The sequence below is a fragment of the Candidatus Omnitrophota bacterium genome (assembly GCA_028699255.1).
Lineage (GTDB): Bacteria > Omnitrophota > Gorgyraeia > 2-01-FULL-45-10 > 2-01-FULL-45-10 > FEN-1322.
The window spans coordinates 248,789-261,403 of record JAQVUX010000001.1 but is presented as its reverse complement, the minus strand read 5'-3'; the positions used below and the strand labels follow the sequence as shown (position 1 = coordinate 261,403).

The following is a 12,615-nucleotide window of genomic DNA, read 5'->3' as shown; positions in this document are numbered from 1 at the left end:
GGAAAGTTTTAATATAATTATTATGGCTATAAATGAACGAATGGCAAAACTACGGAATATCGGTATCATTGCGCATATAGACGCCGGCAAGACGACGACGACCGAGCGCATACTTTTCTTCACGGGCAAGCTTTATAAAATTGGCACCGTTGACGAAGGTACCGCCGTTATGGATTGGATGGTCCAGGAGCAGGAGCGCGGCATTACAATTACGAGTGCGGCCACGGCCTGTAAGTGGAAAGACAAAGATATAAATATTATCGATACGCCCGGCCACGTTGACTTTACGGTAGAGGTAGAGCGCTCACTAAAAGTTCTAGATGGCGCCGTTATAGTATTGTGTGCGGTCGGCGGGGTTCAACCGCAGTCGGAGACCGTGTGGCGTCAGGCAGACAAGTACCATGTTCCGCGTATCGCGTTCATAAATAAGATGGACAGAACCGGCGCAAACTTTTTCAAAGTCCTCGACGATATGCGCGAAAGATTAGCCGCTAACCCTATTCCGGTACAGATACCGATAGGAGCAGAAGGTAATTATCAGGGGTTGGTAGACCTTATTGAAATGAAGGCTCTTATATATAAAGGAAGCGAGAAGGATTCAGGTTTTGAGATTACGGAAATACCCGAGGAGCTTAAAAAGCTCGCCAGCCAGTATCGGCACGATCTCATAGAGAAACTTGGCGAGGTGGATGAGGTTGTTATGGATAGGTATATACATGAAAAGGGTATATATCCTAATGAGATCCGCGATGCCGTGAGGCGGGCCACTATTGCCGGTTTGATTATACCGGTTCTGTGCGGGGCTTCAGCGAAGAACAAAGGCATACAACCGCTTCTCGACGCCATAACGGATTATCTGCCATCCCCGCTCGATATACCTCCGGTAGACGGTGTAAATCCTGATACCAATGAGGATATTGTACGCGAAGCGTCCGATACCGAGAAGTTTTGCGGATTAGTTTTCAAGATTAAGACGGATCCGTTCGTTGGGAAGTTGGCGTATATGAGGGTTTATTCCGGTCAGCTGAAAGCCGGCGACCATATTATGAATTCAAATAAAAATAAAGAAGAGCGCATAGGCAAGATATTGCGAATGCATGCAAATAAACAGGAGATAGTGGAAAAAGCACTGGCAGGAGATATCGTGGCGCTCGTAGGATTAAAAGATACCGTTACAGGCGATACGATTTGTGATGAGGCGGCGCCTATAGTTCTTGAGACGATGCATTTCCCCGAACCGGTTATATCCATGGCCATTGAGCCCAAAACAAAAGCGGATCAGGAGCGGCTTGGTAACGCGATGCATAAACTTGCCGAAGAAGATCCGACTTTCAAAATCAATTACAACAAAGAAACCGGACAGACTATTATAAGCGGTATGGGTGAGCTCCATCTCGAGATCATCGTAGACAGGATGTTCAGGGAATTCAATGTCGCGGCGAATGTTGACAAGCCGCAGGTTGCCTACAAAGAAACGATAACGCGCCAAACCAGGGCTGTCGGTAAATTTATTCAGCAGTCGGGCGGCAGGGGTCAGTACGGTCACGTTGTAATGGATGTTGCGCCGGCGGCTAAAGGATCGGGCGTGCTTTTTGAGTCGAAGATAATAGGCGGCTCGATTCCTCGAGAATATATACCATCCGTAAAAGAGGGTGTCATGGATTCTTCCCGGAATGGTTTTCTCGCAGGATATCCTGTGACCGACATTGACGTGAAGTTGATCGACGGTTCGTTCCATGAAGTTGACTCGTCGGATATAGCGTTCCAGATGGCGGCGTCGATCGCGTTGAACGATGCGCTTAAAAACGGCGGCTCGGTATTGCTCGAACCTATAATGAATCTCGAAGTAACGACGCCGGAGAATTACATGGGCGAGGTTATCGGCGATCTTAGTTCGCGCCGAGTGAAGATCGAAGCTATAAACGACAGGCCGGGGCTCAAAGTCATAAAAGGTTTTGCGCCTTTAAGCGAAATGTTCGGTTACGCCACTACATTGAGAAGCTTGACACAAGGCCGCGCTTCGTATACTATGGAGCCTTCCTTTTATCAGGAAGTCCCGAAAAATATATCGGAAAAAGTAGTTGAGTTGAGCGGTAGGCAAAGCATCAGAAAAACCAGATAGTATAAACGGAGGATTTATTATGGCAAAGGAAAATTTTGTAAGGAGCAAGCCGCACGTCAATATAGGCACCATCGGCCACATCGACCACGGCAAGACTACTCTTACGGCGGCTATACTTGCTACTCTCGCGAAGAAGGGCAAGGCCACGGTTAAAAGCTACGCCGATATCGCCAAAGGCGGTACCGTCCGTGACGAAACCAAGACCGTAACGATAGCGGTCGCGCACGTCGAATACGAAACAGAGAAGCGCCATTACGCGCACATCGACTGCCCGGGCCACGCCGACTACATTAAGAACATGATCACAGGCGCCGCCCAGATGGACGGAGCTATCCTCGTAGTATCCGCTGTAGACGGCCCGATGCCTCAGACAAGAGAGCACATCCTCTTGGCCCGTCAGGTCAACGTTCCTTCAATAGTGGTATTTCTCAATAAAGTAGACTTAGTAGAAGACAAAGAACTCGTAGACTTAGTCGAACTCGAAGTAAGAGAGCTTCTGACCAAGTATAACTTCCCCGGGGACAAGACCCCTGTAATAAGAGGAAGCGCCCTTAAGGCTATGACCCAGGCCGATAACGCGGATGCGGTAAAGCCTATCATGGATCTTATGGAAGCGTGCGATACATTCATCCCCGAACCTAAACGCGACATCGATAAGCCGTTCCTTATGCCCATAGAAGACGTATTCTCCATCACAGGCCGCGGCACAGTAGGAACAGGCAGGGTCGAACGCGGTATCATAAAGGTAGGCGAGGAGATAGAGATAGTAGGTATAAAGCCGACCAAGAAGAGCGTTGTAACAGGCGTCGAGATGTTCAGAAAGCTCCTCGATTCAGGACAGGCCGGCGACAACATAGGCGTTCTCTTAAGGGGCATTGAAAAGACCGATCTTGAGCGCGGCCAGGTACTCGCCAAGCCCGGTTCGATCACGCCTCACACGAAGTTCAAAGCAGAAGTGTATATATTAAGTAAAGAAGAAGGCGGCCGTCATACGCCGTTCTTTAATGGATACAGACCGCAGTTCTACTTCAGAACTACCGACGTTACCGGCGTAGTTACCCTCCCGAAAGATGTTGAGATGGTAATGCCCGGCGACAACGTCCAGTTCGAAGTAGTGCTCATAACCCCGATAGCCATGGAAAAGGAACTGCGCTTCGCCATACGCGAAGGCGGCCACACAGTAGGCGCCGGGGTTGTAACCGAAGTGATAGAGTAGAGAAAATGGCACAGCAAGCACCTCAAAAAATACGGATTAAATTGATCGCCTACGACCACAGGCTTCTGGACCTTTCGGCCCAGGAGATAGTCGAAACGGCAAAACGCACGGGAGCCAGTATTGCCGGCCCCGTACCTCTTCCGACAAAGCGCGAGATCTTTACGGTATTGAGATCGCCGCACGTCGATAAGAAGTCGCGCGAACAGTTCCAGATAAAGACGCATAAGCGCATTTTGGATATAGTTGGACCGACGTCGAAGACGATCGATGCGCTCAAGAAGCTGGATCTGCCCGCCGGTGTTTATGTTGAGATCAAATAAGCGTAAAAAACGCACAAACGAGAGATGGATATGCTAGGAATATTGGGTAAAAAGCTGGGAATGACGAACATATATAATGAGGCCGGGAAGATAGTGCCGGTAACGCTCATAGAGGCTGGCCCGTGCCATGTGGTACAGGTTAAGACTAAAGAGACCGATGGATACAGTGCTATACAGATAGGTTTTGGTACACGACGCGATAAGCTCGTGAATAGTCCTGAAAAGGGTACTTTTAAAAAAGCGGGCGTTACTCCTGCAAGGTTCGTGAAAGAGTTGAGAGTAGTCGACGCGACCATTTATAAGCCCGGACAGAAGATCGAAGCAGATCTTTTCGCCAAAGGCGATTATGTGGATGTAACCGGTACCTCGATAGGAAAAGGATTTCAGGGCGGTGTCAAGCGGTGGGGTTGGGCAGGTGGAGATGACGGTCACGGTTCTATGTTTCATCGTGCAGTTGGCTCTATCCAATCCGGCGCGCGTTTAGGGCGAGTAACAAAAGGACATCATCTTCCAGGCCATATGGGAGTAGACAGGATTACCATTCAGAACCTGGAAGTAATAGATGTCGATAAGGCAAACAATCTGATATTGGTCAGAGGAAGCGTTCCGGGACACAAGAATAGTTTCCTTATTGTTAAGGAAGCCAGGAAACGTCCAAAAGGTTTCGTAAAACGTAAAGCCGTGCAGGCCTCGACGAAGAAAAGCGTCAAGACTGCGATGAAGAAATAAGGCGAACTTTAAGGGAAATATGAAAACGAACAAAGAAAATCCAAGAAAAGCGAAAGCCAGGCAGATAAAGGCAACGATTGAAAAGGCGAAGACTGAAAAGCCCAAGAAAAATGCGGCTGATGGTTTTTCGATACCTATGTATGATCAGAATGGTAAAGAGATCGAACGCCTGAGTCTCGATAAAGAAGTTTTTGACGGCAGGGTCAATAAAGAGGTGCTCTATCAAGCCGTGATCATGTATAACGCGAACCAGCGCCAGGGTAATGCCTCCACTAAGACGCGCGGTGACGTATCCGGCGGCGGCAAGAAGCCGTTCCGGCAGAAGGGTACAGGCCGGGCGAGGGCAGGTTCTACGCGTTCGCCGTTATGGCGGCATGGTGGTACGATATTTGGGCCTCATACCCGGGATTTTCACCGCGAACTTCCCAAGAAGGTTAAAAGGCTGGCTTTTCTTTCAAGCATCAATTCAAAACTGAATGACGAGAAGGTTATGGGTATAAGCTCTGTGGACATAACCGAGGCTAAGACGAAAAAGTTCAAAGCCATTCTGGGTGCTCTTAAATTGAAAGGCAAAAGCCTCTTTGTCCTCGACAACATTGATAGTAAGGTAAGAACGGCTTCCGGGAACCTGCAGGAAGTCTCCGTAAAGAACTACAGGGATTTTAATACGATCGACGTTCTTAAGTGTGACAATATGGTGATATCGAAGGCGGCTTTGCAAAAATTACCGGAAAGGCTTAAGGTCTAAGATGAAAGACCCTCACGATATAGTAAAAGGAATGATCAGGACGGAAAAAGGGGCCAATCTTATGCCTCTAAATAAATATCTTTTCTGGGTCGATAAACATTCCAATAAAATAGAGATAAAAAAGGCTATAGCGGACATATATAAAGTAAAAGTGGACGGCGTTAACACCGTTATGATGCGAGGCAAATCAAAACGTGTTCGTTATACGATAGGCAAGACGCCGGATTGGAAAAAAGCGATAGTTACTCTTAAAGACGGCAACAAAATAGACGTAACTTAAGAAGAGGATGAAATGGGAATAAAAAAATTCAGGCCAACATCACCGGGTTTAAGGCACGCCGCGATATCGGACTTCGAGGAGTTGACGAAGTCGACCCCGGAGAAGAATCTCCTTATGGCGTTGAAAAAATCCGGCGGCAGGAATAATCGCGGGCGCATAACGTCGCGCCATCGCGGAGGCGGCCATAAAAGGATGTTAAGGATTATAGATTTTAAGCGCAACAAGCTCGATGTTCCGGGTAAGGTCATAGGAATAGAGTACGACCCGAACCGCTCGGCGAGATTGGCCCTTGTGGAATATACCGACGGTGAGAAGAGATATATAATCGCGCCGATAGGCTTAAGTGTGAATGATACGGTTATTTCGAGCGCAACCGCCGAAATAAAGACCGGCAATACTACCACACTTTTAAATATACCGGCCGGTATACCGATACACAATGTCGAAATGAAGAAGGGTGCCGGAGCTACGATATGCAGGTCTGCCGGCAACTCGTGCCTTATCATGGCGAAAGAAGGCGGTTACGCCCAGATAAAGCTACCCAGTGGTGAAATACGCATGATCGATCTTGCGTGTATGGCTACGATAGGGCAGGTCGGAAATATCGAGCATGAAACCATATCTATAGGTAAGGCGGGCCGGTCGAGATGGATGGGTTTGAGGCCATACTCCCGAGGTGTCGCGAAGAACCCGCACGACCACCCGATGGGTGGCGGCGAAGGTAAAGCGTCCGGCGGATTGCCACGATCACCGTGGGGGCAGTACGCAAAGGGATTAAAGACGCGCAAAGCGAAGCATTCGGATAAATACATACTCAAGAGGAGAAAATAACGGATGTCGAGGTCAACTAAAAAGGGGCCGTTTATCGACGAGAAGCTCCTTATGAAGGTGCAGAAGGCCGTAAAAGCGGGCGATAAAAAACCGATAAAGACATGGGCGCGTAGATCTACGATCACTCCGGAATTTGTCGGGCTCACGCTCTCCGTCTACAACGGAAGAAAGTTCCTGCCGGTATATGTTACGGAAAATATGGTAGGCCACAAGGTCGGCGAGTTCTCGCCCACCAGGACATTTAAGAAACACGGTGCGGCCACCGAAATATCAATGGACAAAACGTAGAATAGATAGAGGGGAAGAGATGGTTACGAGAGCAGTCTTAAGATATATAAGAATAACGCCGAGGAAGTTCCGGCTTATAATACCTCTTGTCAAAGGTAAAAGGGCGGAAGACGCCATCGCGATATTGACAGGTGTCAAAAAAGGTGCGTCGAAATATGCCATCGATCTTATAAATTCCGCTATCAGCAACGCAAAGCGGAAGCAGGGTGTCGATGTTTCACAGCTTTACATATCCAACCTTATTGCCAACGGTGGGCCGATGCTCAAGCGTTTTAGAGCGGCTTCGATGGGCAGGGCCGGTATGATAAAGAAGCGCACAAGTCACATTACCGTCGAGCTCGACCTTATGCCTAAGGCCGATAACGCGGAAACTGCTCATGCGCATAAGGCGGAAGTAAAACACTCGCATGGCACGGTAGAAAATAAAGCAAAAAGCAAAATCGAAAAAGTACATCCAAAAAGTAAAAAGGTAAAGGGTAAGGAATAATATGGGGCAAAAAGTTCATCCATACGGCTTCAGAGTCGGGTATATCTACGATTGGAAATCACGCTGGTTCGCCAAAAAGAACGAATTCCCAAAGATGTTGCTTGAGGATGTAAAGATCCGCAAGTTTATCAAGAAGGCGCTTGCCACTGCCGCGGTTTCCAAAATTGAGGTTGAGCGTTCTAGTGATAAGGTCAGAGTATTGATATTTTCGGCTCGTCCCGGTATAATCATAGGCCGTCGCGGGTCCGAGATCGAGAAGCTTAAAGAAGAGCTCCATTCTATCACCGGCAGAGAGGTGATCATAGACATTAAAGATATAAAGAACGCGAATGTCGACGCACAGCTTGTGGCGGAAAATATAGCGTTCCAGTTGGAAAAACGAATACCGCACAAGAGGGCCATGAAAAAGGCTGTTCAGAGCGCGCTGGATAATGGCGCCAAGGGTGTGAAGATAATATGTTCGGGCAGGCTCGGAGGCGCTGAAATAGCCAGACGGGAGAGTTATCGTGTAGGATCTATACCTGCGCAAACTCTGAGGGCGGATGTCGATTATGGTTTTGCAGAAGCGCAGACTACATACGGATTGATCGGTGTCAAGACATGGATATATAAAGGCGACAAGGTCCTCGATAAAGTTAAAGAGGAACCTGTGGAGGAGAAGAAGTAATGGGTTTGATGCCAAAGAGGGTTAAATTCAGAAAATCGCAACGCGGAAGACGGTTCGGCACTTCATACCGCGGCGCAAAAATAGCTTTCGGTGAATTTGGTCTGAAAGCGCTCGAAAACGCGTACTTTTCGGATAGGCAGATCGAGGCGGCCCGTGTCGGTATAATGAGAAGCTTAAAAGGCGGCGGTAAAGTTTGGATAAGGGTATTCCCGGATAAGCCGATCACTAAAAAGCCGGCCGAAACCAGGATGGGTAAAGGTAAAGGCATGCCGGATCACTGGGTTGCCGTAATAAAGAAGGGGAAGATATTATTCGAGATGGACGGCGTGCCGTTTGAAGTGGCTAGGGATTGCATGAGGATAGCGGCGCACAAGATACCGTTCAGGACGAAGTTCATTACGAGGGCGGCACACTAATGTTAAAGACGAACGAATTAAGAAATATGACAGCTAATGAGATAAAGCTCAAGATAGAGGGCCTGAAGAAGGAGCTTTTTAATCTTCGGACCGAGGCTAGGGCGGGCAGGATCGAGAAGCCGCACAAAATAAATGAGACCAGGAAAGATATCGCAAGGTGCGAGACTGTTATAAGGGAGAAGGCAAATGCAAAGTAACTCCAGGGCTAACCGTAAGGAGAGGATGGGTGTTGTGGTCAGCGATAAGATGGATAAGACCATAACAGTCCAGGTAGACAGAGTAATGCGCCATCCTGTTTATAATAAGAATGTAAAGAAGTCGACCAAGTTCAAAGCGCACGACGAGAAAAATGTTGCCAAGACGGGCGATATAGTAAGGATACAGGAGACGAGGCCGATCTCTAAAACTAAGAGATGGCGGCTCGTAGAGGTGGTTAAAAAGGCGTCGGGTGAAAAAGAGGCCGAGATAAAAACGGTAGCCGATAGTCAAGTCAACAATAACCAGGTTTAAACGGAAGAGTAGAACATGATACGAATGCGTTCGATTTTAGATGTTGCTGATAATACAGGAGCCAGGCGCGCTTCCATGATAGGCGTGCTGGGCAGACAGAACAGGCGGCATGCCGATATAGGTGATATCATAACCTGCAACATCAAAGAAGCGGCGCCGGATGGTATCGTAAAGGATCACGAGGTTGTTAAAGGCGTCATAGTCCGCACCGCGTTCTCGATAGCCAGACCTGACGGGACAAAACTTAGGTTCGACAGGAATGCGGTTGTTATAATCGATGACCAGATGAACCCGCGGGGAACCAGGATATTCGGTCCCGTAGCCAGAGAACTGCGTGATAAGAATTTCATGAAAATAATATCCCTGGCACCGGAGGTATTGTGAACAAGATAAAAAAGAACGACATGGTTTATGTGTTAAGAGGCAAGGATAAGGGCAAGACGGGTAAGGTCTTTCGCGTCAATGTCAATGATGGCAAGGCTTTTGTCGAAGGTATAAACTACGTCAAGAAGCATATGAGGAAGACGAAGCAGGATCAGCAGGGCGGGATCGTCCAGAAGGAGAGCCCGATACAGCTGTCCAATTTAGCGCTTATGTGCAAGACGTGTAATAAACCGGCCAATACGGGGGTGCATATCCTGGCCGATGGTACGAAGTCGCGGTACTGTAAAAGATGCAAAGAGGTTATTTAAAAGATGACAACGCCAAGATTGCAGGAGAAGTACAAAAAAGAGATTGCGCCCGAAATGATGAAGCTTTTCGGGTATAAGAACATGATGGAAGTTCCGCAGTTGTCCAAGATAGTGATAAATATCGGGCTCGGCGAAGCAGTACAGGATGTTAAGCTCCTGGAAGCGGCGCAGGACGAGATAGCTATGATCACGGGACAGAGGCCTGTTACTACAAGAGCCAAGAAGGCTATAGCCAGTTTTAAGATACGTAAAGGCTCCGCAGTAGGTTGTAAGGTAACGCTGAGGCGCTCCAGAATGTATGAATTTTTAGACAGGATGATCTCGGTTGCGATACCGAGGATAAGGGACTTCCGCGGGCTTTCAACCGATTCGTTTGACAGGGGCGGCAATTACGCTTTCGGGTTGAACGAACAGTTGATATTCCCTGAGGTCGATGTAGATAAAGTGACAAAAGTTCACGGTATGGACATTATTATATGTACCACGGCAAAAACCGCTAAAGAGGCGTTCGAGTTACTGCGTCTTATCGGTATGCCGTTCACGAAGAAATAACAAGCGAAAGAAAGAGATAATGGCGAAGACATCGTTAATAGTAAAAGCGTCGCGAAAGCCGAAATTTAAAGTACGGAAATACAACCGTTGCAAACTATGCGGTCGTCCGCGGGGTTTCCTGCGGAGGTTCCAGCTTTGCAGAATATGTTTCAGGGAACTTGCGTTAAGAGGCGAGATCCCCGGCGTTGTGAAAGCCAGCTGGTAGGTTAATTCATAGTTGGTCGTTACAGGAAAACTAAAAAGAGGGTAAAAATGTCAGTTACAGATCCGATAGCCGACGCGTTAACGATACTGAGGAACGCGAGCTTTGCAAAAAAAGAGACAGCCGAGATCAAAGGTTCCGGGCTTCTCGAAGAGATACTAAAGATACTGAAGAAAGAGCATTTTATTGACAATTATAAGCTCATAAAGGATACAAAACAGGGTATCCTGCGGGTATATTTGAAATATGGCAAAGAAGGATCTCCGGCGATGATCGGCATAAAGCGCATATCTAAGCCGGGGTTGCGGATATATAAACAAGCTGATGAATTGCCGAAGGTATATGGCGGGTTGGGCGTCGCTATAATATCTACCTCAAAAGGCCTGATGACGGATAATGAAGCGCGCGAGAGTAAATTGGGCGGCGAAGTTATCTGCTACACTTGGTAAGCGGAAGCGGAGAATAATATGTCACGTATTGGTAAAAAGCCGGTTGCTATACTTGGAGGCGTTAAGGTCGTTGTAAGCGCCAACACGATAAATATTGAAGGGCCGAAAGGGAAACTCAGTTATGTTTTTAATCCGGCATTCAAGGTTGAGGTTAAGGACAATACCGTTGTCGTAACAAGACCTTCGGATTCAAAGCAGAATAAGGCGACGCATGGACTTATTCGCAGTCTCGTCAATAATATGATCTTAGGTGTTGTTAATGGATACAAGAAGGATCTCGAGATAACGGGTGTTGGTTTCAAAGCGGCTGTCCAGGGCAAAATCCTGAACATCCAGCTCAGTTATTCGCATCCGATAAATTACAACATACCCGAAGGCATCACAATCGAGACACCGAAGCCGAATCTCATTACCGTGAAAGGTATCGATAAGGCGAAGGTCGGGGAAGCGGCGGCGGAGATAAGGGATTTCTACAGGCCGGAACCCTATAAGGGCAAAGGTATAAAATATGTCGGAGAACACGTCAGGCGGAAAGCCGGTAAAGCGGTTGCCGGTGCCGGCGCGGGCGGAGCGTAAAATATGATAAAAAAATGGATAAAACTCGAAGGTCGGGAAAAGAGGCACAAGATAATCCGGAAAAAGATTTCCGGAACGAAAGATAAGCCGCGGCTTAGCGTATACAGGAGCTTGGGGAATATGTACGTCCAGCTGATTGACGATATGAATGGTCATACACTCGCGTCACTTGCGACCAATTCGCCGATACTCAAGGATAAGATAAAGAAAGATGCGGGCAATCTTAAAGGTACTATACTTCTCGGTGAGGCACTCGCGGGAGTGTGCAAGACTAAAGGCATAGAAAAGATCGTGTTTGACAGGTCCGGTTATGCCTATCACGGTAAAGTTAAAGCTCTTGCTGAGAGCTTACGTAAAGGCGGATTGAAATTTTAATCGCAAAATAAATAGGAGTTCACGAAATTGCAAAACCCTACGAACGACAATAAAGAAAAAAATGTGACACCTCCACCTGCATCATTGCCGACAGCGGATGCGAAGAGCGGACAACCGGTAGCCGCGGTAGCACCAACGGCTCCAGGGGCTGTTCAGACGCGATCCAGAAGGCCGGGGGGGCAGGGACGCGGCGGACGGCCGCAAGGGCGCGGACAGGGGCGTGGTCAGCAGGGGCGTTCCAAGGACGAGGACGGTTTAATAGAGAAAGTTGTTACCATAAAAAGGGTTGCCAAGGTAGTGAAGGGCGGCCGGAGATTTTCCTTCAACGCGCTTGTAGTGGCGGGTGACGGTAAGGGTAATGTAGGCCTCGGTTTCGGTAAGGGCAATGAAGTCGCGGATGCGATCAGGAAAGGGCTGAACGACGCGAAGAAGAATTTTTTCAGAATACCACTCAAAGGCACTTCAATACCTCACGAAATTATAGGCCACTATAAGGCGGCGAGAGTTCTTCTGAAACCCGCAGTTGAAGGTACTGGGGTAATTGCCGGCGGCGCGGTTAGGGCGATTTGTGAAGCGGGGGGCATAAAAGACATTCTCACGAAAAGCCTTGGATCTGATTCCGCCATGAATGTGCTCAAGGCGGCTATCGAAGGATTAAAACAGCTACGTTTGGAACGGAAGATATATAAAGGCGAGGAATAATTCAGTGAAGATATCCGATATAACGATGCCGAAAGGCGCGAACAGGAAGATGAAACGGCGCGGTCGTGGTTGTGGTTCGGGCCATGGTAAGAATGCCTGCCGCGGCAGGAAGGGCGCACTGAAACGTTCCGGCAGGACGACGAGGCCGGGATTCGAAGGTGGGCAGATGCCCCTGATAAGGCGCATACCGAAACGCGGTTTTAACGCGCTATTTAAAAATGGATACCAGGTTATAAATATAGAATCGCTCAACAGGTTTGCCGATAAAGCCATCGTGGGGCCCGTAGAGTTTAAAAAGGCTGGCCTTATAGGCAGTCTGAATGAACAGATCAAGATACTTGGCACGGGGAAGGCCATGAAGGCGCTTACCGTTAAGGCGCATAAGTTTTCGAAGAGCGCGGTAAAGGCTCTTGAGGCGTCCGGCTCAAAGCTTGAATATATAAAATAACGGCT

22 protein-coding genes are annotated in these 12,615 nt (G+C 48.1%); all 22 read left to right on the top strand.

Annotated elements, in window-relative coordinates; all coding sequences use genetic code 11:
* Positions 1 to 22 precede the first annotated feature (22 nt).
* The 22 genes from fusA (at position 23) to rplO (ending at position 12,610) form a co-directional block, all read left to right on the top strand.
* Positions 23 to 2,122 carry an elongation factor G gene (gene fusA / locus PHS46_01445; GenBank protein ID MDD3905180.1) on the top strand — a complete coding sequence of 700 codons (2,100 nt, stop codon included), beginning with the start codon at positions 23 to 25 and terminating at the stop codon, positions 2,120 to 2,122.
* A gap of 19 nt (positions 2,123 to 2,141) precedes the next feature.
* On the top strand, positions 2,142 to 3,338 hold the full coding sequence (gene tuf / locus PHS46_01440) for an elongation factor Tu (protein MDD3905179.1): 1,197 nt from the start codon (positions 2,142 to 2,144) through the stop codon (positions 3,336 to 3,338).
* A 5-nt stretch (positions 3,339 to 3,343) separates the two neighbouring features.
* The gene (gene rpsJ, locus PHS46_01435) at positions 3,344 to 3,658 is read left to right on the top strand and encodes a 30S ribosomal protein S10 (GenBank protein ID MDD3905178.1); all 315 of its coding nucleotides are present in this window, start codon (positions 3,344 to 3,346) and stop codon (positions 3,656 to 3,658) included.
* Positions 3,659 to 3,688: 30 nt separating this feature from the next.
* Entirely contained in the window at positions 3,689 to 4,387 is a 699-nt protein-coding gene (gene rplC, locus PHS46_01430; protein MDD3905177.1) for a 50S ribosomal protein L3, read from the top strand.
* A 19-nt stretch (positions 4,388 to 4,406) separates the two neighbouring features.
* Positions 4,407 to 5,135 carry a 50S ribosomal protein L4 gene (gene rplD / locus PHS46_01425; GenBank protein ID MDD3905176.1) on the top strand — a complete coding sequence of 243 codons (729 nt, stop codon included), beginning with the start codon at positions 4,407 to 4,409 and terminating at the stop codon, positions 5,133 to 5,135.
* A 1-nt stretch (position 5,136) separates the two neighbouring features.
* Positions 5,137 to 5,415 carry a 50S ribosomal protein L23 gene (rplW, locus tag PHS46_01420; GenBank protein ID MDD3905175.1) on the top strand — a complete coding sequence of 93 codons (279 nt, stop codon included), beginning with the start codon at positions 5,137 to 5,139 and terminating at the stop codon, positions 5,413 to 5,415.
* A 12-nt stretch (positions 5,416 to 5,427) separates the two neighbouring features.
* Positions 5,428 to 6,246 carry a 50S ribosomal protein L2 gene (gene rplB, locus PHS46_01415; GenBank protein MDD3905174.1) on the top strand — a complete coding sequence of 273 codons (819 nt, stop codon included), beginning with the start codon at positions 5,428 to 5,430 and terminating at the stop codon, positions 6,244 to 6,246.
* A 3-nt stretch (positions 6,247 to 6,249) separates the two neighbouring features.
* Positions 6,250 to 6,534 carry a 30S ribosomal protein S19 gene (gene rpsS / locus PHS46_01410; protein ID MDD3905173.1) on the top strand — a complete coding sequence of 95 codons (285 nt, stop codon included), beginning with the start codon at positions 6,250 to 6,252 and terminating at the stop codon, positions 6,532 to 6,534.
* A gap of 19 nt (positions 6,535 to 6,553) precedes the next feature.
* Positions 6,554 to 7,021 (top strand): 50S ribosomal protein L22, encoded by a 468-nt coding sequence (gene rplV / locus PHS46_01405; GenBank protein ID MDD3905172.1) that lies wholly within the window; start codon positions 6,554 to 6,556, stop codon positions 7,019 to 7,021.
* 1 nt (position 7,022) lies between these two features.
* Positions 7,023 to 7,688: a 30S ribosomal protein S3 gene (gene rpsC / locus PHS46_01400; GenBank protein ID MDD3905171.1), complete on the top strand. Its 666-nt coding sequence runs from the start codon at positions 7,023 to 7,025 to the stop codon at positions 7,686 to 7,688.
* The gene (gene rplP, locus PHS46_01395) at positions 7,688 to 8,104 is read left to right on the top strand and encodes a 50S ribosomal protein L16 (protein ID MDD3905170.1); all 417 of its coding nucleotides are present in this window, start codon (positions 7,688 to 7,690) and stop codon (positions 8,102 to 8,104) included. Before rpsC ends, rplP begins: the two co-directional genes overlap by 1 nt.
* A complete protein-coding gene (rpmC, locus tag PHS46_01390) occupies positions 8,104 to 8,301 on the top strand; it encodes a 50S ribosomal protein L29 (protein MDD3905169.1) in 198 nt (65 codons plus the stop codon). Before rplP ends, rpmC begins: the two co-directional genes overlap by 1 nt.
* Entirely contained in the window at positions 8,291 to 8,614 is a 324-nt protein-coding gene (gene rpsQ, locus PHS46_01385) for a 30S ribosomal protein S17 (protein ID MDD3905168.1), read from the top strand. Before rpmC ends, rpsQ begins: the two co-directional genes overlap by 11 nt.
* A 15-nt stretch (positions 8,615 to 8,629) precedes the next feature.
* Positions 8,630 to 8,998, top strand: a complete 369-nt coding sequence (gene rplN, locus PHS46_01380) for a 50S ribosomal protein L14 (protein MDD3905167.1) — start codon at positions 8,630 to 8,632, stop codon at positions 8,996 to 8,998.
* Positions 8,992 to 9,306: a 50S ribosomal protein L24 gene (gene rplX / locus PHS46_01375; GenBank protein ID MDD3905166.1), complete on the top strand. Its 315-nt coding sequence runs from the start codon at positions 8,992 to 8,994 to the stop codon at positions 9,304 to 9,306. Before rplN ends, rplX begins: the two co-directional genes overlap by 7 nt.
* Before the next feature lie 3 nt (positions 9,307 to 9,309).
* Positions 9,310 to 9,858 carry a 50S ribosomal protein L5 gene (gene rplE, locus PHS46_01370; GenBank protein ID MDD3905165.1) on the top strand — a complete coding sequence of 183 codons (549 nt, stop codon included), beginning with the start codon at positions 9,310 to 9,312 and terminating at the stop codon, positions 9,856 to 9,858.
* 19 nt (positions 9,859 to 9,877) lie between these two features.
* Positions 9,878 to 10,063 (top strand): type Z 30S ribosomal protein S14, encoded by a 186-nt coding sequence (locus PHS46_01365; protein ID MDD3905164.1) that lies wholly within the window; start codon positions 9,878 to 9,880, stop codon positions 10,061 to 10,063.
* Between the two features lie 47 nt (positions 10,064 to 10,110).
* Entirely contained in the window at positions 10,111 to 10,509 is a 399-nt protein-coding gene (rpsH, locus tag PHS46_01360; GenBank protein MDD3905163.1) for a 30S ribosomal protein S8, read from the top strand.
* A gap of 18 nt (positions 10,510 to 10,527) precedes the next feature.
* Positions 10,528 to 11,085, top strand: coding sequence for a 50S ribosomal protein L6 (rplF, locus tag PHS46_01355; protein MDD3905162.1), 558 nt, complete (start codon positions 10,528 to 10,530; stop codon positions 11,083 to 11,085).
* A 3-nt stretch (positions 11,086 to 11,088) separates the two neighbouring features.
* On the top strand, positions 11,089 to 11,460 hold the full coding sequence (rplR, locus tag PHS46_01350; protein ID MDD3905161.1) for a 50S ribosomal protein L18: 372 nt from the start codon (positions 11,089 to 11,091) through the stop codon (positions 11,458 to 11,460).
* A 63-nt stretch (positions 11,461 to 11,523) separates the two neighbouring features.
* The gene (gene rpsE, locus PHS46_01345; protein MDD3905160.1) at positions 11,524 to 12,162 is read left to right on the top strand and encodes a 30S ribosomal protein S5; all 639 of its coding nucleotides are present in this window, start codon (positions 11,524 to 11,526) and stop codon (positions 12,160 to 12,162) included.
* A 4-nt stretch (positions 12,163 to 12,166) separates the two neighbouring features.
* Positions 12,167 to 12,610: a 50S ribosomal protein L15 gene (gene rplO / locus PHS46_01340; GenBank protein MDD3905159.1), complete on the top strand. Its 444-nt coding sequence runs from the start codon at positions 12,167 to 12,169 to the stop codon at positions 12,608 to 12,610.
* Positions 12,611 to 12,615: the final 5 nt, after the last annotated feature.

What these genes read in the sequence shown, in the direction of transcription:
- fusA (MDD3905180.1), top strand. Translation starts at nt 23, where the DNA reads ATGGCTATAAATGAACGAATGGCAAAACTACGGAATATCGGTATCATT.
- tuf (MDD3905179.1), top strand. Translation starts at nt 2,142, where the DNA reads ATGGCAAAGGAAAATTTTGTAAGGAGCAAGCCGCACGTCAATATAGGC.
- rpsJ (MDD3905178.1), top strand. Translation starts at nt 3,344, where the DNA reads ATGGCACAGCAAGCACCTCAAAAAATACGGATTAAATTGATCGCCTAC.
- rplC (MDD3905177.1), top strand. Translation starts at nt 3,689, where the DNA reads ATGCTAGGAATATTGGGTAAAAAGCTGGGAATGACGAACATATATAAT.
- rplD (MDD3905176.1), top strand. Translation starts at nt 4,407, where the DNA reads ATGAAAACGAACAAAGAAAATCCAAGAAAAGCGAAAGCCAGGCAGATA.
- rplW (MDD3905175.1), top strand. Translation starts at nt 5,137, where the DNA reads ATGAAAGACCCTCACGATATAGTAAAAGGAATGATCAGGACGGAAAAA.
- rplB (MDD3905174.1), top strand. Translation starts at nt 5,428, where the DNA reads ATGGGAATAAAAAAATTCAGGCCAACATCACCGGGTTTAAGGCACGCC.
- rpsS (MDD3905173.1), top strand. Translation starts at nt 6,250, where the DNA reads ATGTCGAGGTCAACTAAAAAGGGGCCGTTTATCGACGAGAAGCTCCTT.
- rplV (MDD3905172.1), top strand. Translation starts at nt 6,554, where the DNA reads ATGGTTACGAGAGCAGTCTTAAGATATATAAGAATAACGCCGAGGAAG.
- rpsC (MDD3905171.1), top strand. Translation starts at nt 7,023, where the DNA reads ATGGGGCAAAAAGTTCATCCATACGGCTTCAGAGTCGGGTATATCTAC.
- rplP (MDD3905170.1), top strand. Translation starts at nt 7,688, where the DNA reads ATGGGTTTGATGCCAAAGAGGGTTAAATTCAGAAAATCGCAACGCGGA.
- rpmC (MDD3905169.1), top strand. Translation starts at nt 8,104, where the DNA reads ATGTTAAAGACGAACGAATTAAGAAATATGACAGCTAATGAGATAAAG.
- rpsQ (MDD3905168.1), top strand. Translation starts at nt 8,291, where the DNA reads ATGCAAAGTAACTCCAGGGCTAACCGTAAGGAGAGGATGGGTGTTGTG.
- rplN (MDD3905167.1), top strand. Translation starts at nt 8,630, where the DNA reads ATGATACGAATGCGTTCGATTTTAGATGTTGCTGATAATACAGGAGCC.
- rplE (MDD3905165.1), top strand. Translation starts at nt 9,310, where the DNA reads ATGACAACGCCAAGATTGCAGGAGAAGTACAAAAAAGAGATTGCGCCC.
- PHS46_01365 (MDD3905164.1), top strand. Translation starts at nt 9,878, where the DNA reads ATGGCGAAGACATCGTTAATAGTAAAAGCGTCGCGAAAGCCGAAATTT.
- rpsH (MDD3905163.1), top strand. Translation starts at nt 10,111, where the DNA reads ATGTCAGTTACAGATCCGATAGCCGACGCGTTAACGATACTGAGGAAC.
- rplF (MDD3905162.1), top strand. Translation starts at nt 10,528, where the DNA reads ATGTCACGTATTGGTAAAAAGCCGGTTGCTATACTTGGAGGCGTTAAG.
- rplR (MDD3905161.1), top strand. Translation starts at nt 11,089, where the DNA reads ATGATAAAAAAATGGATAAAACTCGAAGGTCGGGAAAAGAGGCACAAG.